The sequence below is a fragment of the Wenyingzhuangia fucanilytica genome, from assembly GCF_001697185.1.
Lineage (GTDB): Bacteria > Bacteroidota > Bacteroidia > Flavobacteriales > Flavobacteriaceae > Wenyingzhuangia > Wenyingzhuangia fucanilytica.
On the sequence record NZ_CP014224.1, the window covers coordinates 3,364,722 to 3,386,868 of the forward strand.

General features: G+C 32.3%; 19 protein-coding genes and 1 tRNA gene. 14 read left to right on the top strand and 6 right to left on the bottom strand.

The genetic code is table 11. From position 1 onward, the window contains the following. Positions 1–744, top strand: a complete 744-nt coding sequence (locus AXE80_RS13920; RefSeq protein WP_068828423.1) for an SGNH/GDSL hydrolase family protein — start codon at positions 1–3, stop codon at positions 742–744. On the opposite strand, the gene AXE80_RS13925 is transcribed toward AXE80_RS13920, so the two are convergent. The 4 genes from AXE80_RS13925 to AXE80_RS13940 all read right to left on the bottom strand — a co-directional run bounded on the left by AXE80_RS13925 (position 741) and on the right by AXE80_RS13940 (position 3,790). Next, the gene (locus AXE80_RS13925; RefSeq protein ID WP_068828425.1) at positions 741–2,060 is read right to left on the bottom strand and encodes a porin family protein; all 1,320 of its coding nucleotides are present in this window, start codon (positions 2,058–2,060) and stop codon (positions 741–743) included. The genes AXE80_RS13920 and AXE80_RS13925 overlap by 4 nt on opposite strands. Beyond that, a complete protein-coding gene (locus tag AXE80_RS13930; protein WP_068828427.1) occupies positions 2,061–2,600 on the bottom strand; it encodes an RNA polymerase sigma factor in 540 nt (179 codons plus the stop codon). A 31-nt stretch (positions 2,601–2,631) separates the two neighbouring features. Further along, entirely contained in the window at positions 2,632–3,057 is a 426-nt protein-coding gene (locus AXE80_RS13935) for a hypothetical protein (protein WP_068828429.1), read from the bottom strand. A 253-nt stretch (positions 3,058–3,310) separates the two neighbouring features. After that, complete coding sequence (locus AXE80_RS13940; protein ID WP_068828432.1) at positions 3,311–3,790, bottom strand: hypothetical protein; 480 nt, start codon at positions 3,788–3,790, stop codon at positions 3,311–3,313. A gap of 76 nt (positions 3,791–3,866) precedes the next feature. Here AXE80_RS13940 and AXE80_RS13945 point away from each other — a divergent pair, with 76 nt between their 5' ends. The 3 genes from AXE80_RS13945 (at position 3,867) to AXE80_RS13955 (ending at position 9,113) form a co-directional block, all read left to right on the top strand. Next, on the top strand, positions 3,867–4,364 hold the full coding sequence (locus AXE80_RS13945) for a DUF456 domain-containing protein (protein ID WP_068828434.1): 498 nt from the start codon (positions 3,867–3,869) through the stop codon (positions 4,362–4,364). Positions 4,365–4,658: 294 nt separating this feature from the next. Beyond that, positions 4,659–6,362 (top strand): lysine--tRNA ligase, encoded by a 1,704-nt coding sequence (lysS, locus tag AXE80_RS13950; RefSeq protein WP_068828437.1) that lies wholly within the window; start codon positions 4,659–4,661, stop codon positions 6,360–6,362. 153 nt (positions 6,363–6,515) lie between these two features. After that, positions 6,516–9,113, top strand: a complete 2,598-nt coding sequence (locus AXE80_RS13955; protein ID WP_068828440.1) for an AsmA family protein — start codon at positions 6,516–6,518, stop codon at positions 9,111–9,113. A 155-nt stretch (positions 9,114–9,268) separates the two neighbouring features. On the opposite strand, the gene trxA is transcribed toward AXE80_RS13955, so the two are convergent. Together trxA and AXE80_RS13965 are read right to left on the bottom strand one after the other, a co-directional pair. Then, a complete protein-coding gene (gene trxA / locus AXE80_RS13960) occupies positions 9,269–9,628 on the bottom strand; it encodes a thioredoxin (RefSeq protein ID WP_068828443.1) in 360 nt (119 codons plus the stop codon). 231 nt (positions 9,629–9,859) lie between these two features. Then, on the bottom strand, positions 9,860–11,947 hold the full coding sequence (locus tag AXE80_RS13965; protein ID WP_068828445.1) for a glutamine--tRNA ligase/YqeY domain fusion protein: 2,088 nt from the start codon (positions 11,945–11,947) through the stop codon (positions 9,860–9,862). Between the two features lie 179 nt (positions 11,948–12,126). Between AXE80_RS13965 and AXE80_RS13970 the strand changes: the two genes are divergently transcribed. The 10 genes from AXE80_RS13970 to AXE80_RS14015 all read left to right on the top strand — a co-directional run bounded on the left by AXE80_RS13970 (position 12,127) and on the right by AXE80_RS14015 (position 22,144). Continuing rightward, entirely contained in the window at positions 12,127–12,594 is a 468-nt protein-coding gene (locus tag AXE80_RS13970) for a (2Fe-2S)-binding protein (RefSeq protein WP_068828447.1), read from the top strand. 3 nt (positions 12,595–12,597) lie between these two features. After that, positions 12,598–14,736, top strand: coding sequence for a xanthine dehydrogenase family protein molybdopterin-binding subunit (locus AXE80_RS13975; RefSeq protein WP_068828450.1), 2,139 nt, complete (start codon positions 12,598–12,600; stop codon positions 14,734–14,736). Between the two features lie 14 nt (positions 14,737–14,750). Further along, positions 14,751–15,764, top strand: coding sequence for an XdhC family protein (locus AXE80_RS13980; RefSeq protein WP_068828452.1), 1,014 nt, complete (start codon positions 14,751–14,753; stop codon positions 15,762–15,764). After that, positions 15,761–16,366, top strand: a complete 606-nt coding sequence (locus AXE80_RS13985) for a nucleotidyltransferase family protein (protein WP_083194690.1) — start codon at positions 15,761–15,763, stop codon at positions 16,364–16,366. Before AXE80_RS13980 ends, AXE80_RS13985 begins: the two co-directional genes overlap by 4 nt. 159 nt (positions 16,367–16,525) lie before the next feature. Next, positions 16,526–16,891 (top strand): dihydroneopterin aldolase, encoded by a 366-nt coding sequence (gene folB / locus AXE80_RS13990; RefSeq protein ID WP_068828455.1) that lies wholly within the window; start codon positions 16,526–16,528, stop codon positions 16,889–16,891. 58 nt (positions 16,892–16,949) lie between these two features. After that, positions 16,950–17,023: transfer RNA gene (locus tag AXE80_RS13995), tRNA-Cys, on the top strand. A gap of 244 nt (positions 17,024–17,267) precedes the next feature. Further along, positions 17,268–18,062: an HAD-IIB family hydrolase gene (locus AXE80_RS14000; protein WP_068828457.1), complete on the top strand. Its 795-nt coding sequence runs from the start codon at positions 17,268–17,270 to the stop codon at positions 18,060–18,062. Continuing rightward, positions 18,055–19,206, top strand: coding sequence for a glycerate kinase type-2 family protein (locus AXE80_RS14005; protein WP_068828459.1), 1,152 nt, complete (start codon positions 18,055–18,057; stop codon positions 19,204–19,206). The genes AXE80_RS14000 and AXE80_RS14005 overlap by 8 nt, the downstream gene beginning before the upstream one ends. Before the next feature lie 7 nt (positions 19,207–19,213). Continuing rightward, the gene (locus AXE80_RS14010; RefSeq protein WP_068828461.1) at positions 19,214–20,425 is read left to right on the top strand and encodes a glycosyltransferase family protein; all 1,212 of its coding nucleotides are present in this window, start codon (positions 19,214–19,216) and stop codon (positions 20,423–20,425) included. Further along, positions 20,426–22,144: an alpha-amylase family glycosyl hydrolase gene (locus tag AXE80_RS14015; protein WP_068828463.1), complete on the top strand. Its 1,719-nt coding sequence runs from the start codon at positions 20,426–20,428 to the stop codon at positions 22,142–22,144. It abuts the gene before it with no gap. Positions 22,145–22,147 lie beyond the last annotated feature (3 nt).

The window sequence follows — 22,147 nt, forward strand, 5'->3', positions numbered from 1 at the left end:
ATGAGGAAATTCTTTTTAATAATATTTGGGGTTTTGTTTTTTGCAATTGGATGCAGTAGTGAATCTATTGCTGCTGAGGAGGTTGTTTATAACTCTGTAGATAATGAAGATATCACAGTTGATAGCTTAGGTTTAAATGGCAGTTATAAAATATTGTCTTTGGGAGATAGTTATACTATTGGACAAAGTGTTTGTAATACTTGTCGTTTTCCAGAGCAATTAAAACAAAAAATATTGAGTGGTTTTTCTGATGTAAAAACTATTGATTTAAAAATTGTAGCCAGAACAGGGTGGACAACCACAAATCTTTTAAATTCATTATCCTCTCAAGAAATAGGGATGGATTATGATTTTGTGACTTTATTAATAGGAGTAAATAATCAATATCAAGGAATATCTTTAGAGGTTTATAAAAAGGAATTTCCAGAATTGGTTGCTAAAGCAATTACTTACGCTAATGGCGATATTAATCATGTAGTTGTGTTGTCTATTCCAGACTATGCTTATACTCCCTTTGGGCAAGGAGATTCAACTATTTCAGAAGAAATATTGGATTACAATCAATTTGCCAAAAACTATTGTGAGGCTAATGGAATTACTTTTTTGAATATTACGGATATTACCCAACAAGGTTTAAATAATCCTGCTTTGGTAGCTAATGATGATTTACACCCGTCTGCTTTGTCCTATGAAAAATTTGTAAAAAGATTATTGCCTTTGTTTATAGAAAAAATGAAGGACTAAAATTTATAGTTAACACCTGTAGAAACCCCTAATAAATAAGGTTTATTATCTGTGTTGTTAAAAGTTTGTGTTTGCATTTTTAACATAGGTGATAGGTTAAAAAACCACTTATTGCTAAAGTGATACTCTACAGCAGTTCCTAGGTTAAAACTAAAGTTTACATCGTTTAAGTTAGTAGCTTCTCCGTCTGAATAACTAAAGTTTGGATTTTCAACCTGTAAGTTGTTGGTGGTTAAAAATAAGCTGCTCAACCCTCCAACCAAATGAAATTGAAGTTTGTTGGTTTCAAACAATTGATAGTTTACTTCAATAGGAATTTCTATATACCCAAAACTTTGTCTAAGTTGATTGTTACTAGTGTTGTTTTGGACTAGTTCGTTAATCATTTTGTTGTTTGCAACATTACTAATTTCGCTGTTTTTATCAATAGTCGGTTTACTAATGTTATTGCTAGAGTTTGCAAATGAAGAACTCCTGTTGATACTTGCAATACTGATGTTCTCTGTGGTTTGTGCCAAATCCATTTTATGAATCCCTGTCTGAACTCTCCACTTTTTAGAAACTTGATAAGCGATTTTTAAACCAAAAGAAATTGAGTTTTCTCCATTTTTTTGAGCATGGTCTAAACGACTATCAACTGGCGATTTGTTTGAAAGGGTATTGTAGAATAATTCAGAAACTACTGGTGCTATACTCCAGTGTTTTTTAGGATTAGTTGTATTTGGAACTTCCTTTTTTACTACATCTGCTAAATCTTGTTTTTTAGAAATACTAGCAATAGTTGTAGGTTGTTCAATATTATTTTTAGGGCTATCTGTTTTTGTGTTTTGGTTGGGTTTTATTATTTCTGCAGTGGCAAAATTATTTTTAATCGCTTTAGGGGTGTTGTTGGTTGTTTTAAAATTATTAGGAGTTGGGATATTATTGTTAGGAGTTTTGTTTTTATGAATATTGCTACTTAAGTGTTTTTTGTTTTTAGGGGTGTCTGTTTTTGTGTTACTCGCAATATTAGGCAGCGAGTGTTCTTTTGTAGTATTTTTATTGGTCAAAATGGTGTCAACATTTTTTTTGTTTTCAATCACTGTTTTTGTCGCCACTTGTGGGTTTACTTCATTAGTGTTGTTGTTAAAAAGAAAAAATCCAATAACAAACAAAGCAGCAACAGTACCTGAAAACCACCAAATAAAACCTTTCTTAGATTTTTTAGGGCTAGCCATAGATTGTTCAATTTTATTCCAAACCGCTGGGTTTGGCGTCATTTCCAAATCCTTTAGTTTTTCTTGAAACAATCTTTCTATGTTTTTTGGTTCCTTCATTTATATGGAATTCAGATTTTGTTGCTGATGAGTTTCTAATGTTGTTTTTAAAATCATTTTGGCTCTAGATAAATTAGATTTTGACGTCCCTTCTGATATGGCTAACATTTTAGCAATTTCTTTATGAGAATAACCATCTAGCACATAAAGGTTAAAAACCAATCTATATCTGTTAGGAAGTTTTTGAATACACGTCAACAATTCGTCAATACTAGTGTTTTCTTCATCAATTTCTACCTCGGTATCTTCTAGATGTTCTTCGGTTAATAAAGGAAAAACCTTTTCTTTTCTATACTTTTCTAAAGCCGTATTAATCACGATTCTTTTCATCCAACCTTCAAAGGAACCTTTGTGTTGGTATTGATCTATTTTTTTTAAAATACTAATAAATCCATCGTGTAAAGTATCTTCTGCTTCTTCTTGATTGCGCGAATATTTGTAGCAAACTGCATAAAGTTTAGGAGCAAACAACTCATATAGCTTAGATTGCGATTGAGTTTTGTTTTGCTGGCATTCTTTAATGAGCTTTTTAATATCCATACATTAGATTACGAATGATACTAATTTAGTTCTAATTTTGACTAGAATCAATTACTGGTACGGTAAAGGTTTCGTAAATGTCATCATCATTTTCGTCTTTACCTTTCCAAATTTTAAAGATATACTCATCTTCTTGAGCAGCAGTTAATTTAAATGTGTAATCTTTGTTAATTACTGGCCCAGTTGCCGATACATCTTCGTTAACATAAGAAATAACCGCTACAATTCTTTCCTTGTTGTTGTGTTCAAAATACAATTGATAAAAGTTATGTGAACTATTTGGTAAGTTATAGTTGATGGTGATATCATACTTTTCATTTAATTCAAAAGAACTTGGTAAAGTAATAGATTCAACAGGTAGGGTATCAAAACGATAGTTTAAGTTACAGTCATCATCATCTTTTATACATGATGTTAAAAAAAGTGCGAAAATTGAAATAAATAATAAACGTTTCATAATTTTTTGATTAATGGTTTCTATTAAATAGATGTTGAACTTTGCGAAAGGTTGCGTTGAGGTTGTCAAAAAAAAATAAAAGGTAAACTAGGCTAATAATAAAGGTTAAACGTATCATATCTTTTTAATTGGGGTTTATTAAATAGATGCAATCCTTTATAAAAGGTTGCGTGACAAATTTCTGAAATAAGTATAATTAGAACTATGATTAAAATCATAATCCTCTGTTTTATAGTGTAATAAAGTTTTTTGCTTATTGTTTGGTGTTAATAACCAATGGAATGGTGTAAGTGGAGGTTACAGGAATTCCTCTTTTTTGCGCAGGATGTATGGCAGGTAAAGATTGGATGATCTTTTGAATTTCTATAGATAAATTAGGGATTTTTATTTTTAAAGAATCTTTAGCAATTATCTTGTTGCATAAAAAAACGCCATTTTTATCAATGGTAAAATTAATTTGTAAAGTGTCAGAAATATTTTCTTTACTAATAAATTTTAAATGTTGAACTCGACTACTAATTTCTTGATGAATGGATTGTTCAAAACAAGTTTTACTTTCTTCAAAATTTAATAAAGCATCGCAGTTTTTAAATTGTGGAAACTGATCTATTTGCGTAAAATCTATAGCCTCAATTTTTTTAGACTCTCCTTTGCATAGTGCGGAGGTCACCGAACAAATCTTTTCGCAAGAGAAAAGAGTCAAAGCTAAAATAATGGCAATTAGTTTGTTCATGTGTATATGCTCGTTAAGTTCAAAAATACATTTTTTTAAGAAGATTGCTGTATATTGCTTTAAAAGAAAGGCTGTTATGGATTATATATTACTGTTTTTTGGTTTTTTTCTGGTTATTGGAGGAATTATAGGTTCTTTTTTACCCGTTGTGCCAGGTCCACCTACAGGTTGGTTGGGTTTGTTGTTGTTAAATTTAACATCAAAAGTAATAACAGATTGGACTTTTTTAGGAGTTACATTGGCCATTGCCATACTCGTGGTAATTGCCGATTATATAATTCCTGCTTTAGGTGCTAAAAAGTTTGGTGGTAGTAAATATGGAATTTGGGGTTCAACCATTGGGTTGATTGTAGGATTGCTTTTTACGCCAATAGGAATGATTTTATGTTTGTTTTTAGGAGCGTTTATAGGGGAGTTAATTCACGATAGTAAAAACATTCAAAAAGCAATTAAAGCCTCTTTAGGTTCAGTAATTGGGTTCTTTTTTTCTACAGCAATTAAGTTAATTGTAGGGATTGTTTTTTTGGTCTATTTTGTTAAAATAGTCATAGAAAACAAAGCTGCTTTCTTTTAATAAAACAGTTGTAAATAAAAAAAGCAACCCGTAAAAGGGAAGCTTTCCATTGGTAATTAAACCCTAAAACTACTCTCGTAGTTCTACAACAACAAGGCAAAGGTAGTTTTTTTGATGAATTAAGCATAATACCAAGTTGTTTATTTTTAGTAGATTATTATGTATGCTGTTTCAAAATTTGTTTTACCAAATATTCAGCGTTAAATTCTCAATACTCAATACTTAGTACTCGATACTAAATCATTATCTTTGCCAGCTAAGAATTAACGCATTATACATTAAATAAGTACCAGCATGCAATTATCAGAACAAGAAATTGTAAGAAGAGAAAAGCTTGACAAATTAAGAGCTTTAGGAATTAACCCATATCCAGCGGATTTATTTCCAGTAGATAACTATTCTAAACAAATTAAGGAAGGATATGAAGAAGGGAAGAAAGTAGTAATTGCTGGACGTTTAATGCGAAAGAAAATTCAAGGAAAAGCTTCGTTTGCAGAGTTACAAGATGCAGAAGGAAGAATTCAGATTTACTTTAATCGTGATGAAATTTGTACAGGAGAGGACAAAACTTTGTACAACGATGTTTTTAAAAAGTTATTAGACTTAGGAGATTTTATTGGAGTAGAAGGAGAGTTGTTTAAAACACAAGTAGGAGAAATTTCTGTAATGGTTCGCGATTTTAAATTGTTGAGTAAAGCGTTAAGACCTTTACCATTACCTAAAACCGATGCAGAAGGAAATACCTATGATGAATTTAACGATCCAGAATTGCGTTACCGTCAGCGTTATGCAGATTTAGTGGTAAATCCACATGTAAAAGAAGTATTTGTAAAGCGTACCAAGCTATTTAACGCTATGCGTAATTTCTTTAACGAAGCAGGATATTTTGAAGTAGAAACTCCAGTGTTGCAACCTATTGCAGGAGGAGCATCAGCAAGACCATTTATTACACATCACAATTCTTTAGACATTCCATTGTATATGAGAATTGCAAACGAATTATACCTAAAACGTTTAATTGTTGGTGGTTTTGATGGAGTGTATGAGTTTTCTAAAAACTTCCGTAACGAAGGAATGGATAGAACTCACAATCCAGAGTTTACGGCTATGGAAATATATGTGGCTTATAAAGATTACAACTGGATGATGGAGTTTACCGAAAACTTGTTAGAGCACTGTGCTATGGCGGTAAACGGAACTACTGATATTGTTTTTGGAGAACACCAAGTTAGTTTTAAAGCTCCATTTGCTAGAGTAACTATGGCAGATTCTATTAAGCATTTCACAGGTTTTGATATTACTGGTAAAAATGAAGATGAGTTAAGAGCTGCTGCTAAAGAAATGGGTATCGAAGTAGATGATACCATGGGGAAAGGAAAGTTAATTGATGAAATGTTTGGAGAAAAATGTGAAGGAAACTACATTCAACCAACTTTCATTACCGATTATCCAAAAGAAATGTCTCCGTTGTGTAAAGAACACAGAGATAATCCTGAGTTAACAGAGCGTTTTGAGTTGATGATTTGTGGAAAAGAAGTTGCCAATGCATATTCTGAATTAAACGATCCTATTGACCAAAGAGAACGTTTTGAGGCTCAATTAAAATTAGCAGAAAGAGGAGATGATGAAGCATCGAACTTTATAGATGAAGATTTCTTACGTGCTTTAGAGTACGGAATGCCTCCAACGTCTGGTTTAGGAATTGGAATGGATCGTTTGATTATGTATTTAACCAACAATCAATCTATTCAAGAAGTATTGTTCTTCCCTCAAATGAGACCAGAGAAAAAGAAAATTTCAGTAGAATTAACAGATAACGAAAAAGCAATTTTAGACATTTTACAAAAAGAAGCTAAAATGGATATTGCAGCGTTAAAGAATGCAGCCGGATTAAGTGGTAAAGGTTGGGACAAAGGAATGAAAGGTCTTAGCAAGCACAACTTAATTAAAGTTGAGGTTGAAGGAGATGTTAAAAATGTAGTGTTGCAAGAGTTGTAACCAAATCATAATAAATTATAAAAAGTCCTGTTATTTACTTAGCAGGACTTTTTTTGTGCTTAAAGAATGTTAACATTTTGTTTAATGAGTATTTAAAATTTGTTGAACCATTACAAGTGTATTATCTTTAATACATTACAAAAACAAAAATTTATGTTAAAGAAAATATTAAAAGGATTAGCCATTTTTATAGGAGTTATATTTCTGTTGCTGTTAATAATTCCTTTTGCCTTTAAAGGAAAAATAACCAAAATAGCCAAAGAACAAATCAATAATAGTATAAATGCTAATGTTGATTTTCAAGATTTATCCATTTCCTTAATCAGAAATTTTCCAAATGTTTCTGTGGATTTACAAAACTTGTCAGTTATAAACAGAGCTCCTTTTGCTGGAGATACTTTGGCGGCAGTGGGACATACCTACATCAACATCAATTTAAAAAGTTTGATGGGTGATGTGCCTCAAATCAATAGTATAAAATTAGCAGATGCTTATGTGAATGTAAAGGTAAATAAAGACAGTATTGCAAATTATGATATTACATTTCCATCCGAAGAAAAAGAAGAAATAGTTGAAGAAGATTCGGCTCCATTCTCTTTAGCTATTCAAGAATATAGTTTAGAAAATATCAATCTAACTTATGTAGATGAAGTGAGTAATATGAGTGCTAAGGTGGTAAATTTTAATCATAATGGTAGTGGAGATTTATCTCAAAACAAAGTTGATTTAGATACACATACAACTGCCGATGCCATTTCTTTTATGATGGATGAGGTAGCTTATTTAAAAGATTTAAAACTAAATTACGATGCAGTTGTTGGGGTTGATTATGCCAATGATTTAAAACTAATTTTTAAAAATAACATAGCTCAAATTAACGATTTAAACTTGGTTTTTGATGGTGTTTTTGTAATGTTAAAAGAGGCTTATGATTTAGATTTTACTTTTAAATCAGAGAAATCTGAGTTCAAAAGTTTGTTGTCTTTAATTCCAAATGCATACACCGCAGATTTTCCAAATGTACAAACTACAGGAGCTCTAGATTTTAGCGGAAAAGTAAAAGGACAATATTCTGATACCACCATTCCTACTTTAGATATTGTGTTAAAAACAGATAACGCAAGTTTAAAATATCCAGATTTACCTAACAAAATAGAAAATATAAATGTAAATGCCCAAATAACAAATACCACAGGAATTATGGATGATGTTGTGGTTGAGGTAAAAAACTTTGGGTTTAAAATTGCCAAAGATGTTTTTGCAGCCAATGCTTTGGTAACCAAACCTATTTCAAACCCAACGGTAAAGGCAACAGTAAACGGACAGGTAGATTTAGGAAATCTAAAAAACGCCTATCCAATTCCTCCTTTAGATTACGATTTAAAAGGAATAGTAAAAGCCAATATTTCTACAGCTTTTGATATGAATGCTATTGATAAAGAGCAATACGATAAAATTAAAAGTAGTGGAGATATAGTTTTGCAAGGAGTTTCTGTTGGTTCAGAATATACGCCTAAGCCTATTTTTGTAAAAAAGGCAGCAATGGTTTTTAATACTCAAAATGTTACTTTAAAAGAGGCAAGTATAACCACTGGAGATTCAGATTTACAGTTTAATGGAGCTTTGGATCATGTTTATGGATATGTTTTTTCTGATGGAACCTTAAAAGGAAGGTTAGATGTTACTTCTAATCTTTTTAAAGTGGGAGATTTTTATGAAAGTGATACTACTACAGTAGCTGTAACTACCGATACTTTGTCAACAGAGCAGTTTAAAATTCCAGAAAACATTAATTTTTATGGAAGTGTATCCGCTAAAAAGGTGATGTATGATAATATTGAATTGGATAATTTTAAAGGAAAAACAGTTGTAGAAAATCAACGCATTACATTTAAAGATACTCAAGCAAATATGTTTAAAGGAACTATGTCTATGGATGGATATGTAGATACAAAACCAAATCCGACAGCGTATAATTTTGATATGAAATTAAAGCAATTTGACATTGCAAGTGCCTTTAATGGAATGGATATGTTGAAAAAAATAGCGCCTATTATTGGAGCGTTCAACGGTCGTTTTGATACGGATTTAGATATAGAAGGAGCTCTAGGAAATGATTTTATGCCAGATTTATCTCAGTTAACAGGAGGGGCTTTTGCCAACTTGCAAGTAGATAAAATTGATGCAAGCAAAAATAAGTTTTTGAGTTTGGCAGAAAATAAAATGAGTTTTTTAGACTTTGATAAAACAGATTTAAAAGATTTAAAAACCAAAGTGACTTTTCAAGATAGCAAGGTAAACGTACAGCCATTTACTTTAAAATATAAAGATATTCCAATTACTATTGGAGGAAGTCATAGTTTTGACAATCAAATGAATTATGATTTAAAATTAGATTTACCAGCAAAATATTTAGGAAAGGAAGCTCAAAGTTTGGTAAGCAAATTAAGCGGAGCAGATCAAGAAAACATAAGAATTCCTTTAGATGTTAAGGTTGGTGGAACAATCACCAAACCTACAGTAGTACCAGGAATGAAAGACGCAGTAACTGATTTGACTAAAAAAGTAGTTGAGAATGAAAAAAAGAAAGCTACAGATAAAGTAAAAAATGAAGTTTCTAAAAAAATAGATCAATTCTTAGGAGGGAAAAGCAATAATTCTTCTGATAGTACACAAACAGAAGAAAAAACTACTCAAGAAAAAGCCAAAGACGCCGGGAAAAAATTATTAAAAGGATTGTTTGGAAAGTAGGTCTAGGTGATAAAAAAAACAATGAGCTATAAATCACAATCTCGACAGTCTGAATTTATTTAAGAACTTCATCAAGTTTTAAATAAAAGTCAAAATAATGATAACATAAAAAAGCGCCCAATTGGGCGCTTTTTGTTTTGTATAAAATAGAATTCTTATTTCTCTACTTTTAAAATATCTTTAATCAATTCCTCAAATTGCTGTTTTGGTAATGCTCCTTGAGCCATTTGTGGTTTTTCTCCTTTTGGGCAAAATAATAAAGAAGGAATTGAACGAATTCCAAAGGCACCAGCCAATTCTTGTTCAGCTTCTGTGTCTACTTTGTAGATATTGATTTTTCCATCGTATTCTTTGCTTAATTCATCTAATAATGGAGCTAAAGCTTTACAAGGTCCACACCAATCTGCATAAAAATCGATGATTGCAGGAAGTTCTCCAGCAAAATCCCATTCCTGAGATTTTTCAAAATTAAATACTTTGTCTAAAAAATCTTGTTTGGTTATTGTTTGTACCATTCTGTTGTTGTTTTGGGTTTTCTTTTCAAATATATTGTTTACTGAGTCGGTTATCAGTAACAAAAATTACAAAGCCATTTGGTGAGTCATTTCGAGTAAGATTTATTGAAATGGAATGAAAATAAATTTTGTATAGAGAAGTGTATTGTAGGTTGTTCTCGATACTTGTTTTATCCATTGCATTTCTAAAACAAACTCGAACTGACAAGGATTTTATCAATTCGAGTATTATTATAAAATAGCCTTTTCTATAATTTCCTTGATAAAGGGACTTTTTTCATTAGCTAAAATAGCTTCTAATGTTGCTTTGTTGTCTGTTAGCAAGTCATTATTAGCAACTACAATATTAATAGCTTCTAACTTAATGGCTCCATTTTTCATGCCTAAAGCCTTGCTAATAAAAGTTTTTTCATCTGCACTATTAACACCTATAAACTTAAGAGTTAACAATCCAGCCAATACATCTTTATTGGCAATAGCATCATTTAATTTTGTTGCTAAAATCGCTGGATTTACTTTGTTGGCTAAAGGTTCAATCTCAGTTAAAAGTTCTGCTCTATCTTCGTTAGAACGTGCTTTTAAATATTTACCAGCTAATGTTATAATAGCATCGTATGAAGCATCATTTTTAGGAGCGGTAGTTTTCTTTTCTTCTTTGGCCCAAGAATCTGTCAATCCAACAGTTCTGTTAAAAATTAATTTGTCTGATGTACTATCAACATCTGCACAAAAATATCCTTTACGTTGAAATTGGAATCTATCTCCAGGTTTAGAGTTTAACAAACTAGGTTCTACTAAAGCCGTAATAACTTCTAAAGAATTTGGGTTGATAAACTGTTTAAAATTGATGTCTTTATGGCTGTCTGGAGCTTCATCTTTAAACAAACGATCATATAAATTTACTTGAGCTTTTACAGCGTGTTTTTTTGAAACCCAGTGAATGGTTCCTTTTACTCTACGTTTACTTGCTTCGGTTCCAGAACCTGAACGAGAATCTAAATCAGCAGTACAATGAACTACAGTAATATTTCCGTTTTCGTCTTTTTCTACAGATTCTGCTTTAATGATATAAGCGTTTTTCAAACGAACTTCACCACCAATTTTAAGTCTAAAGAATTTTTTATTGGCTTGTTCTCTAAAATCTTCTCTTTCTATAAATAATTCTTTTGCAAAAGGAACTTCTCTTTCTCCAGCAGTTTCATCTTCTGGGTTGTTCTCAGCAATTAAAATTTCTTCTTTATCAGCAGGATAATTGTCAATCACTAATTTAATAGGATCTAACACCGCCATCACACGTGGTGCTGTTTTGTTTAATTCATCCTTAATACAGAATTCTAACAAAGCTACATCAGTTACGTTGTCTCTTTTAGAAATCCCTGCAATTTCACTAAATTTTCTGATAGAATTTGGAGTATATCCTCTACGTCTTAAACCAGAAATAGTAGGCATACGAGGATCGTCCCAACCTGCAACAAGGTTTTCTTGTACCAATTGTAACAATTTACGTTTACTCATTACCGTATAACTAATGTTTCTACGAGCAAATTCACGTTGTTTTGGTTGTATTTTATCAGCATCAGCTACTTGAGCCAAGTACCATTCGTACAAATCTCTATGGCTTTTAAATTCCAAAGTACATAAAGAGTGAGTAATGCTTTCTAAATAATCAGATTCACCATGAGTCCAATCGTACATTGGGTATATTACCCAATCATTTCCTGTTCTGTGATGTGCTTTTTTAAGAACACGATACATAATAGGGTCACGCATATGCATGTTATTGTGCTGCATGTCTATTTTGGCACGTAATATAGCTTCTCCTTCTTCAAACTCTCCATTCTTCATTTTTTCGAACAAAGCCAAGTTTTCTTCAACAGAAGTATTTCTATAAGGTCCTGCCACACCAGGTTCGGTAGGTGTTCCTTTTTGTTTTGCTATTTCTTCAGAAGATTGCATATCAACATAAGCATTTCCTGCTTTAATGATTTCAATCGTCCAGTCGTATAATTGTTGAAAATAGTCAGAAGAATATAATTCTTTATCCCATTTAAAACCTAACCATTGTACATCGCGTTTAATGGCATCTACATACTCCTGCTCTTCTTTGGCAGGGTTGGTATCGTCAAAACGTAAATTTACAGGAGCGTTGTACTTTTCTCCCAATCCAAAGTTTAAACAAATAGAAGCGGCATGCCCAATGTGTAAATATCCATTAGGTTCTGGTGGAAAACGGAATCTTAGATTTTTAGGATCTAATCCATTTGCCAAATCTTCTTCTATAATTTGTTCTATAAAGTTCAATGATTTTTTATCTACCATTTCAACAAAAGTAATCAGTTATTAAGTCTGCAAATTTACAGAAAACAGAATGAATAGGATGAAATATACATCTTAAGTTAAAATATGTTATGTTTTGGATATATATGGTTGTTTATTGTCAGATTCAAAATGTATTTTTGGAAATAAGTAGGCGTTTTTATTAATTTTAATTTATCAGGATGAGCATTACACTAATAATTAACAAAAAAAAACACACAGTTGATGTAGATGAAGACACGCCTTTGCTTTGGGTGTTAAGAGACACATTAAATTTGGTGGGAACCAAGTTTGGTTGTGGAATTGAACAGTGCGGTGCTTGTACGGTACATATAAATGGAGATGCAATGCGTAGTTGTACGTTACCTGTTTCCTTGTTAAAAAATGCAGAAATTACAACTATAGAAGGGTTGTCTGATGACAATTCTCATCCGGTACAGGTTGCTTGGAAAGAAATAGATGTACCTCAATGCGGTTACTGTCAATCTGGACAAATTATGACTGCTTCGGCATTGGTAAACAAAAACAATAATCCTAGCAATGATGAAATAAAACAAGCAATGAAAGGGAATATTTGTAGATGTGCTACTTATAAGAGAATAGAAGAAGCGGTTTATGTGGCGGCAAAATTAACTCAAGAAAAAGCATAAATAATGGAAACAAAGTCGTCATTACAAGTTGATAGAAAAACTTTTATCAGAGTATCTGCTTTGGCAGGAGTTGGAATTGTTTTTGGAGCTAATTTTTTTCAAAGTTGTGAGTCAAAAAAGGAGAAAAAGATAGACTTGTCAAAGCTCAATTACAATGATTTTAATGCATATATAAAAATTTCTAACAAAGGAATGGTAACCATATATTCTCCCAACCCTGAAATTGGTCAAGGAGTAAAAACTGCTATGCCTATGATTATTGCAGAAGAGTTAGATGTGCCTTGGGAACATGTTTTGGTAGCGCAAGCTGATCTAGATCCTAATAATTTTAAAAGACAAGTAGCCGGAGGGAGCCAATCAATTAGAAAATCTTGGATGCCATTGAGAGAAGTTGGAGCCACTGCCAAACAAATGTTGATAAATGCAGCCGCTATAAAATGGGGTGTAGATGCTTCAGAATGTACAGCTGAAAAAGGGATTATAAAAAATAAAAAAGGCGATGAATTAGGGTATGGCGATGTGGTTTTAGATGCTGCAAAGCTAGAGGTGCCAACAAAAGTTATACTTAAAGATCCTAAAGATTTTAAATTGATAGGAAAAGAAAAAAGAAATGTAGATATAGATAAAATTATTTCTGGAGAACCTTTGTTTGGCATGGATTATAAAGAAGATGGAATGCTATATGCTGCTATTATTCATCCGCCAGCTTTTGGACAAAAATTAATAGATTTTGATGCTAAAGAAGCCAAACAAATAAAAGGAGTAGAAGATGTTGTAGAGGTTGATGGAAATATTGCTGTATTGGCTACGAGTACATGGTTGGCTTTTAAAGGAAAAAAAGCAGTAAAAGCAAATTGGAGTACTAACCAAACATTTGATGGAACAAAGGAGATTGATGAAAAGTTAAACAACCTGTTGACCGAAAATAAAGGGACTTTAGTAAGAGAAGATGGAAGTGTTAAGGAGGGGTTTTTAAACGCAGATAGTGTGATAGAAAAAACATATGAAGCTCCTTTTTTACCACATAATACTATGGAACCTATGAACTTTTTTGCGCATGTAACTCCAGAAAAAATTCATTTAAGAGGACCTATACAAGCACCTCAGGATGCAGTGAGGCGTGTAGCAAAAATGTTAAACAGGAAGGAAAGCGATATTACATTAGAAATGTGTAGAATAGGAGGAGGTTTTGGTAGAAGGCTGTATAATGATTATATCATAGAGGCAGTGTTGATTTCTGAAAAAGTTAAAAAACCTGTAAAACTTGTGTATCAAAGAGAAGATGATATGACTGCAGGAATTTATAGACCTCAGGTTAAATATCAGTTTAAAGCAGGGGTTAAAAAAGGTAGATTGGTTGCCTATCAATTAAAAGAAGCAGCAATAAATGCTGGTATTAACGAATCTAGAGCTAATTTTTTTCCTGCAGGTTCTGTAGAAAATTACAGAGTAGAAACATCTCCTTTAAAAAGCAGTATTACTACGGGTGCATGGAGAGCTCCAATTTCTAATTTTTTAGGTTTTGCAGAACAAAGCTTTTTTGATGAATTGGCGGAGGAAATGAACATTGATCCTGTGCAGTTAAGGTTAGATTTATTAGCAAAAGCAAAGAAAAATAAAAGCAATCGCATGCAATATTCTCCAGAAAGAATGGAAGGGGTAATTAAAGATGTAGTGCAAAAATCAGGTTGGGGAAAAAAAGAAAATGTTTATCAGGGATTTAGTGCATATTACAGTCATAACAGTCATGTTGCGCAAGTAGCAGAAGTTGAATTGCAAGATGAAAAACCTGTTGTTACAAAAATTTATTGTGTTGTAGATTGTGGAATTGTGGTGAATCCAATGGGAGCAATAACACAAGCAGAAGGAGGTATTATTGATGGTTTTGGACATGCTATGTATGGTGAAATGTTAATTGATAAAGGAGTACCTCAGAGTAAAAATTTCCATCAATATAATTTAATTAGAATACACCAAGTACCAAAAATAGAGGTCAGTTTTGTGAAAAGTAATGAAGCTCCAACAGGTTTAGGGGAACCTACTTTGCCTCCAGTAGCGGCAGCTGTTGCCAATGCTATTAAAGCTGCTACGGGGGAGCGTATTAGGAAACAACCATTTGTGAATAGTGGAAATATTATTTAAAAGTCTGTAATAATATGACCCATGAATTTAAGAAAATAATTGAGGCTTATGCCAAGGTCTTTGCTTTAGGTAAACAAGCGGTGTTAGCTACATTGGTGGAGGTGAATGGCTCTTCTTATAGAAAGGAAGGAGTGCGTATGTTGGTGTTAGAAAATAGTGAAACTATAGGGGCTGTTAGTGGTGGTTGTGTAGAAAAAGAAGTGGTGCGGCAAGCACAATCTGTGTTTAAAACAGGGCAATCTAAATTAATTAGTTACGATGGTAGGTATAGGTTAGGTTGTGAAGGAACACTTTTTCTTTTTCTTGAAAAATTAAGTATTGCAGAGGAGGTGCTGTTTAAAATTCAGCAATCATTTATTCGTAGAGCTTCTTTTATTTTAACTACTTTTTATGGAGATGTATCTAGTGTAGGAGGAGGTACAACAATTCAGTTTAATGATGAGAGATATCCAATTTCTGATGTTCATCAAAAAGTAAATTTACCTCATCTATATAGTCAGACTTTACAACCAGTATTTCAGTTGTATATTATAGGTACAGAGTATGATGCTGTTAGTTTAAGTCGGCAAGCATCTTTTTTAGGTTGGGAGGTTATTGTTGTTAATACAACCAAAACGATAAAGTCTACGGATGAGTTTACAGGAGCTAAAAAAATAATCAATACGCTAGAGAACGAAGATGAAGAATTGTGTATAGATGCTGAAACAGCTGTGGTGTTGATGAATCATAATTATGCAAAAGACTTGTTGTTTTTAAAAAAATTAAAAAATTCTAGACCTATTTATATAGGTTTGTTAGGTGCAAAAAAAAGGAGGGAACAGCTGTTAAACACTTTAATAGAGGAAGATCTAGAGGTTTCCGAAACTTTTTTAGAACTTATCCATGGGCCAACAGGCTTAGACATTGGTGCAGTAACTCCACAAGAAATAGCTGTTTCTATTGTTTCTGAAATTATTATGATGACCAAAAACAAAGCTTTAACACATTTACAAAGCAATACTGTTTTTAAACTTTGCAGTGTAACATGATCTCATCTACTGCTTTTTTAATTTTGGCTGCAGGAGGTTCTGCAAGAATGCAAGAACCCAAACAGCTGCTGCCTTTTAAAAATGAGATGTTGTTAACACATACCATTAAACAAGTATTAGGGGTTTCTAAGCAACATGTATTTGTGGTGTTAGGGGCAAATTATAAATCCATTTCTAAAACTATTCAAGGTTTTTCTATAGAAGTGTTACAACATCTAAAATGGGAAAAAGGAATAGGAAGTTCTATTGCTTTTGGAGTGTCACAAATTCAGAAAAAAAACAAATATCAAAGAATAGTAATAGTGTTGTCAGATCAGCCTGAGGTTTGTTCAAAAGACCTTGAGCAAGTTTTAGAGAATCACATTATCAATAAAAATAAAATTACAGTAACCGCTTGTTATAATTATACAGGGGTGCCCGCTGTTTTTGATAAGGATTTTTTTGAAGAGTTAAAAAAATTATCTGATGATACAGGTGCTAAATCCATCATAAAAAGAAATCAATGTCAGGTTTCTCACTTTAAAATTGATAAAGAAATCTTGGATATAGATACCTCAGATGATTATGATAAAATGTTAAAAAAATTAACTACTCTAGAATAAAGCGGTAAAAATCACGAATTATCAGTTATGAATTAGGAATTAAATACAAAGGTTTATTTTAGCATTTTGTTAAGAATGTGGGTTCATTAGTTATAAAGTTTTGATGAACTATTTTTAAAACATGTAGTTAAACAAATCAACGATTAAACAATATAAAAAATGGGAATTATTAGAGTACAAAATATTAGAATTTACAGCAATCATGGATGTTTGCAAGAAGAAGCAAAAATAGGTTCTCATTACCGAGTAGATGTTGAGGTAAAGGTAGGTTTAAAGAAATCTGCTATTTCTGATAAGTTAGCGGATACGGTGAGTTATGTTGATATCAATGAAATTGTTGAAGAAGAAGTTTTGCAACGTTCAGAATTGTTAGAACATGTGGTAGAGAGAATATTGGTAAGAATGATGAAAGAAATACCGATGATTAAAAAAGCAAAGGTTGCGCTTTCAAAATTAAACCCACCAATTGGTGGAGATGTGGAATCTGTAACCATAGAAATGACTAAAAAAAGAAGAGATTTATAAAATATTAAAAAGATTGTTGCGAAACACAATATTTTATATAAATTTGCATTCGCGTTTTGGCCTTGTGGCCGAGTGGCTAGGCAGCGGTCTGCAAAACCGTCTACAGCGGTTCGAATCCGCTCGAGGCCTCCAAAACAAACCCACCAATTTTCATTGGTGGGTTTTTTTATGCGTAAAACTTTTTAGGTTTTTAAGCCCCCATCCTGTGGTTTACGCAAATCTCACTTCTATTCCTGTTTTTTAACAGGACAAATTGTTTCATAAAGTCTTAACTTTAAACTTTAAGTCATATCAAAAAACATTTTCTTGTTTTTTATAAAGTCAAGTATGTTGGTTTTCAATCTTCTAGTACTTGTTTAATGTGTTAAATAGAAATATGAATACAATTATATTCACAGATTTAGATGGAACTTTTTTAAACCATGACGATTATTCTTTTGAAGCTTCAAAAGAGGCAAGGGAGCGAATTTTAAAAAAACAAATTCCATTAATTTTTACAACTAGTAAAACCAAAATAGAAGTTGAGTTGCTGCAAAAAAAAGTGGGGATTCAAGAACCCTTTATTGTAGAAAATGGGGCTGCTCTTTTTATTCCGAAAGATTACAAAGGATTTGATTTTTCTTTTTTAAAAGAATTTGGAGACTATTATGTATTGCAGCTTGGAGTGAGTTATGAGAAAGTAGTAGCATTTTATAATAGTTACAAAACTGAATATGGCATGTTTGGATTTAGTGATATGACGATAGATGATGTGGTAAAACACACAGGTTTACCTCAAGAAAGTGCTAAGCTTTCTAAACAAAGAGGCTTTACAGAACCTTTTGTTCTTAAAGAGGGAGCTCAAGTAGAAAAGTTAGAAAAAATGGCTTCAGAAAATGGTTTGAAAATAACCAAAGGAGGAAGATTTTATCATTTAATAGGAGAAAATCAAGATAAAGGAAAGGCGGTAGAAAAATGTGTTAAAATCTTTGAAGAATGTTATCAAACTAAAATCAAGTCTATTGGTCTGGGCGATGGTGAAAATGATATTCCGCTATTGGCCAGTGTAGACATCCCTATTGCAATAAAAAATCATGAAGGAAATTATGTAAATCTACCAACCAATAAATTGCAAAAATCCACATATAAAGGAGCAAAAGGTTGGAACGAAATGATATTAAAAAATGTATAGAAAAGAATTAGAGAACATATATTACAAAGCTTTAAACAAGGTAAAAGCAACGTCTTTAATAAAAGATAATCTTTTTATAAAGGATGATGTGTTAACCATTGTTGGAACTGATTATCCTTTAAAAAACTATGAAAACGTTTTTGTTTTTGGAGTAGGAAAAGCGGCTTATGATATGGCCAAAGAATGTGAAGTTATTTTAGGTGATAAAATTGCAGGCGGATTGGTGATTTCTACTTCAAAAGGAGAATTAAAATATGCAAAACACTATACATCTACACATCCATTGGTTTCTGAAAAAAGTGTTGAAGCTGCTAGTTTGTTGATAGATGAAGTATCTAAATTATCAGAGAGAGATTTATTTGTGTTTTTATTATCTGGTGGTGCTTCTGCCATGATAGAAAAACCAATTGATGGTTTGACTTTGGAGGATTTTACAAAAATATCTTCCTCATTGTTGACGTCTGGAATAGACATCAAAGCATTAAATACGGTAAGGAAATCTATTTCACAAATCAAAGGTGGAAAGTTGGCCAATCATATAAAAGCAAAAGGAGAGGTTCTAGTGTTGAGTGATGTGATTGGTGATGATTTGCATACTATTGGTTCGGCGCCTATGAATAACGGACAATTTCCGCATCATATTATAGGGAACAATGGCATCGCTTTGCAAGAAGCCGAAATTTATATAGAACCCAAAGTTGATTTTACCAAAATTGTAACCACAACTTTAGAAATGAGTTCAGAAAAGGCAACGCAGTTGATTTGTGATGAAATTAAAAAACACGACAAGCAATACAATAGTTTTTGTTTACTGTTTGGAGGGGAAACTACTACTGTAGTATTGGGTGATGGTTATGGAGGAAGAAATCAAGAATTGGCATTAAGGCTGTTGATGACTGATTGTATCACACAAAATATTTCTTTATTAAGTGCTGGTAGCGATGGAATTGATGGTAGGTCTAACGCAACAGGTGCTTTTGTAGATTACGATATATATAAACAAATAACTAACAAGAATATAGAACCCAAAACCTATTTAAAAAATAGTGATAGCAACACGTTTTTTAAAACCTTAGGTTATGATTTTGTAACAGGAATTTCTGGAACAAATGTGATGGATTTTATAATCGTATTAAAAAAGTAAAAAGAATATGGCAGATTTTTTTCAAAACGGAGTAATTACAACTTTACAAAATTTAGGTGATAGATCTTTAGAAGATTTAGAAAGAGAACTAGAAGAGTTTAGTGAGAGAAGAGGAATGTTGTTAATGTTGCCAGCTTTGTATTCTGAGTTTGAAACCCCGGCAATGCACAAAATTATAGAAGAATTAAAGCATGTAAAATACCTGTATAAAATTATTTTAGGGTTAGATCAAGCCACCGAAGAACAGTTTGAAGAAGTAAAAAAATTAATGTCGGTTTTGCCTTGTAAGGTAGAAGTACTATGGAACGATGGACCTAAAATAAAAGAGCTTTATGCAGAGTTAACTGCCGAAGGTTTTCCGGGCTTAGAAACTCCAGGGAAAGGAAGAAATGTTTGGACCATGATTGGTTATGCTTTGGCAGATAAAGATGCTTATGCTTTTGCGCTTCACGATTGTGATATTGTAAATTATAGTAGAGAAATTCCAGCAAGGTTATTTTATCCTATTGTACATCCTGCTTTAGATTTTGAATTTAACAAAGGGTTTTATTCCAGAGTGACAGATAAATTACACGGTAGAGCTACCAGGTTGTTGTATACTCCTTTGGTAAATTCTTTGGCTAAAGTTTATGGAGAAAGTAAGTATTTAGATTATATGGGGAGTTTTAGGTATTCATTGTCCGGAGAATTTTCTTTTATAAGATCGTTGGCAAGAGGTATTGGAATCTCACCCACTTGGGGTTTAGAGGTTTCAACTTTAAGTGAGGTTTATAAAAATACTTCTAACAAAAGAATTTGTCAGACTGAAATAATGGAGAGTTACGAGCATAAACATCAAGATTTAGGAGATCAAATTTCAGGGTCAGGAATTTATAAAATGTCTAAAGATATTGCCAAAACTTTGTTTAGGGTATTGGCTCAAGAAGGTGTTGTATTTTCTAGAGCATCCTTTAAAACTTTGTTAGCAACCTATTTTCAAGAATCAAGATTTGAGATCTCTAAGTACAATGCTTTAAGCAAGTTAAATGCTTTGGAATATACTAGAGAAAAAGAAATTAAAGCAGTAGAGGCTTTTCAGAATGCTATTGAAGAAGCCTCTACAGAGTTTTACGAAGATCCAATGGGAACACACTCTCTTTCTTCTTGGATTACAGTAAGATCGGTAATGCCAGAGTTTTCAGAAAAATTTGTTAAGTACGTTAAAAAAGATAATGAATAGATGAGACATATTTCAGACAAAGAACACACCATCAATAAAAGATTACATAAATTATATCCGCCAGAAATTGCAGATAGGGCAGTAGATAGCATCATCGATTTGATTTTTAAATACAAATCAAGAATAAAATCTACCCCTTATCAGTTAAGCGAAAAAGATGTGATTTTAATTACCTACGGAGATCAAGTTAATAAAGATTACGAACCTTCTTTGTTAACTTTAAAAGGTTTTATGGATAAGCATTTAAAAGGAATTATCAATTCGGTTCATATTTTACCTTTTTATCCATATTCTTCTGATGATGGATTTTCAGTAGTAAATTATGGAGCTGTAGATCCTAAAATGGGATCATGGAGAGAAATTGAACAAATTAGTGGAGCGTATAGATTAATGGTTGATGGAGTTATCAATCATATTTCCCAATTTTCAGATTGGTTTAAGGCTTATTTGGCTGGTGACCCATATTTTCAAGATTTTTTTACAGAAGTAGATCCGTCTATAGATTTAAGCAAAGTAGTGAGGCCAAGAGCCTTGCCCTTGTTAAGTGAATTTGTAGATGATGCAGGAAAAACAAGGCATGTATGGACTACCTTTAGCAAAGATCAGGTAGATTTAAATTATAAAAGTCATAGAGTTTTAAGAAATGTATTAGATGCCCTTTTTTATTATGTAGAAAAAGGAGCTACGCTAATTAGATTAGATGCGATTGCTTTTATATGGAAAGAAATTGGGACAGAGTGTGTGCATTTAGAACAAACCCATGAACTGATTCAGCTGATGAGAGAAGTGTTGCACGAAGTAGCACCAGAGGTAATTATCATTACAGAAACCAATGTGCCTCACCACGAAAATGTTTCTTATTTTGGAAGTGGTGATGATGAAGCACAAATGGTTTATAATTTTGCTTTGCCTCCATTATTGGTACATTCTATTTTAACAGGAAATACCAAAACGCTAACAGAATGGGGAAAAACATTGACTTTGCCGAGTGATAAAGTCTGTTTCTTTAATTTTACTGCAAGTCATGACGGAATTGGATTAAGACCCATCAAAGGAATTTTAACAGAAGAAGAGGTTCAAAATTTAGGAGATACGGTAAAATCACACGGAGGTTTGGTGTCTTACAAAACTGATGCGGATGGAAGTCAAAGTCCATATGAGCTAAATTGTAGTTATATAGATGCTTTAACACATCCTGATAAAGATGATGAGGTTCGATTTAAAAGAATGTTATTAGCTCAAGCTACTGTTCTTGCCATGCCCGGAGTTCCAGGAATTTATTTTCATTCCTTAGTAGGGTCAAGAAATTACAAAGATGGTGTAAAGCATTCTGGGGTAAATAGAACCATTAATAGAGAAAAATATCATATCGATTGGTTAGAAAAAGAATTGGCTACAGAAGGAACTTTGGCTAAAAAAATGTTAGAACGTTATAAAGCATTAATTGCTATTCGTATTCACGAACCTGCATTTAATCCTTTTGGAAAATTTGAGTTTTTAGAGTTAGGAAATCAACTTTTTGCGGTAGATCAGCATAGTGTAGATAATAAAGAAAGAATTGTAACCATACATAATTTTTCAGATAAAGAAGTGAGTTGTGAATTGCCAGAGAAAATTTCTTTAACCTTAAAGGATTTATTGGGTTCTAATACAGAAATTTCAACGAATTCTATCAGTTTAAAACCTTATCAATTAATGTGGTTAAAAGGAGAGTTATAGCGC

Bases quoted from the DNA above. Each gene is read 5' to 3' on its own strand.
- AXE80_RS13920 (WP_068828423.1), top strand. From the start codon at position 1: ATGAGGAAATTCTTTTTAATAATATTTGGGGTTTTGTTTTTTGCAATT.
- AXE80_RS13925 (WP_068828425.1), bottom strand. From the start codon at position 2,060: ATGAAGGAACCAAAAAACATAGAAAGATTGTTTCAAGAAAAACTAAAG.
- AXE80_RS13930 (WP_068828427.1), bottom strand. From the start codon at position 2,600: ATGGATATTAAAAAGCTCATTAAAGAATGCCAGCAAAACAAAACTCAA.
- AXE80_RS13935 (WP_068828429.1), bottom strand. From the start codon at position 3,057: ATGAAACGTTTATTATTTATTTCAATTTTCGCACTTTTTTTAACATCA.
- AXE80_RS13940 (WP_068828432.1), bottom strand. From the start codon at position 3,790: ATGAACAAACTAATTGCCATTATTTTAGCTTTGACTCTTTTCTCTTGC.
- AXE80_RS13945 (WP_068828434.1), top strand. From the start codon at position 3,867: ATGGATTATATATTACTGTTTTTTGGTTTTTTTCTGGTTATTGGAGGA.
- lysS (WP_068828437.1), top strand. From the start codon at position 4,659: ATGCAATTATCAGAACAAGAAATTGTAAGAAGAGAAAAGCTTGACAAA.
- AXE80_RS13955 (WP_068828440.1), top strand. From the start codon at position 6,516: ATGTTAAAGAAAATATTAAAAGGATTAGCCATTTTTATAGGAGTTATA.
- trxA (WP_068828443.1), bottom strand. From the start codon at position 9,628: ATGGTACAAACAATAACCAAACAAGATTTTTTAGACAAAGTATTTAAT.
- AXE80_RS13965 (WP_068828445.1), bottom strand. From the start codon at position 11,947: ATGGTAGATAAAAAATCATTGAACTTTATAGAACAAATTATAGAAGAA.
- AXE80_RS13970 (WP_068828447.1), top strand. From the start codon at position 12,127: ATGAGCATTACACTAATAATTAACAAAAAAAAACACACAGTTGATGTA.
- AXE80_RS13975 (WP_068828450.1), top strand. From the start codon at position 12,598: ATGGAAACAAAGTCGTCATTACAAGTTGATAGAAAAACTTTTATCAGA.
- AXE80_RS13980 (WP_068828452.1), top strand. From the start codon at position 14,751: ATGACCCATGAATTTAAGAAAATAATTGAGGCTTATGCCAAGGTCTTT.
- AXE80_RS13985 (WP_083194690.1), top strand. From the start codon at position 15,761: ATGATCTCATCTACTGCTTTTTTAATTTTGGCTGCAGGAGGTTCTGCA.
- folB (WP_068828455.1), top strand. From the start codon at position 16,526: ATGGGAATTATTAGAGTACAAAATATTAGAATTTACAGCAATCATGGA.
- AXE80_RS14000 (WP_068828457.1), top strand. From the start codon at position 17,268: ATGAATACAATTATATTCACAGATTTAGATGGAACTTTTTTAAACCAT.
- AXE80_RS14005 (WP_068828459.1), top strand. From the start codon at position 18,055: ATGTATAGAAAAGAATTAGAGAACATATATTACAAAGCTTTAAACAAG.
- AXE80_RS14010 (WP_068828461.1), top strand. From the start codon at position 19,214: ATGGCAGATTTTTTTCAAAACGGAGTAATTACAACTTTACAAAATTTA.
- AXE80_RS14015 (WP_068828463.1), top strand. From the start codon at position 20,426: ATGAGACATATTTCAGACAAAGAACACACCATCAATAAAAGATTACAT.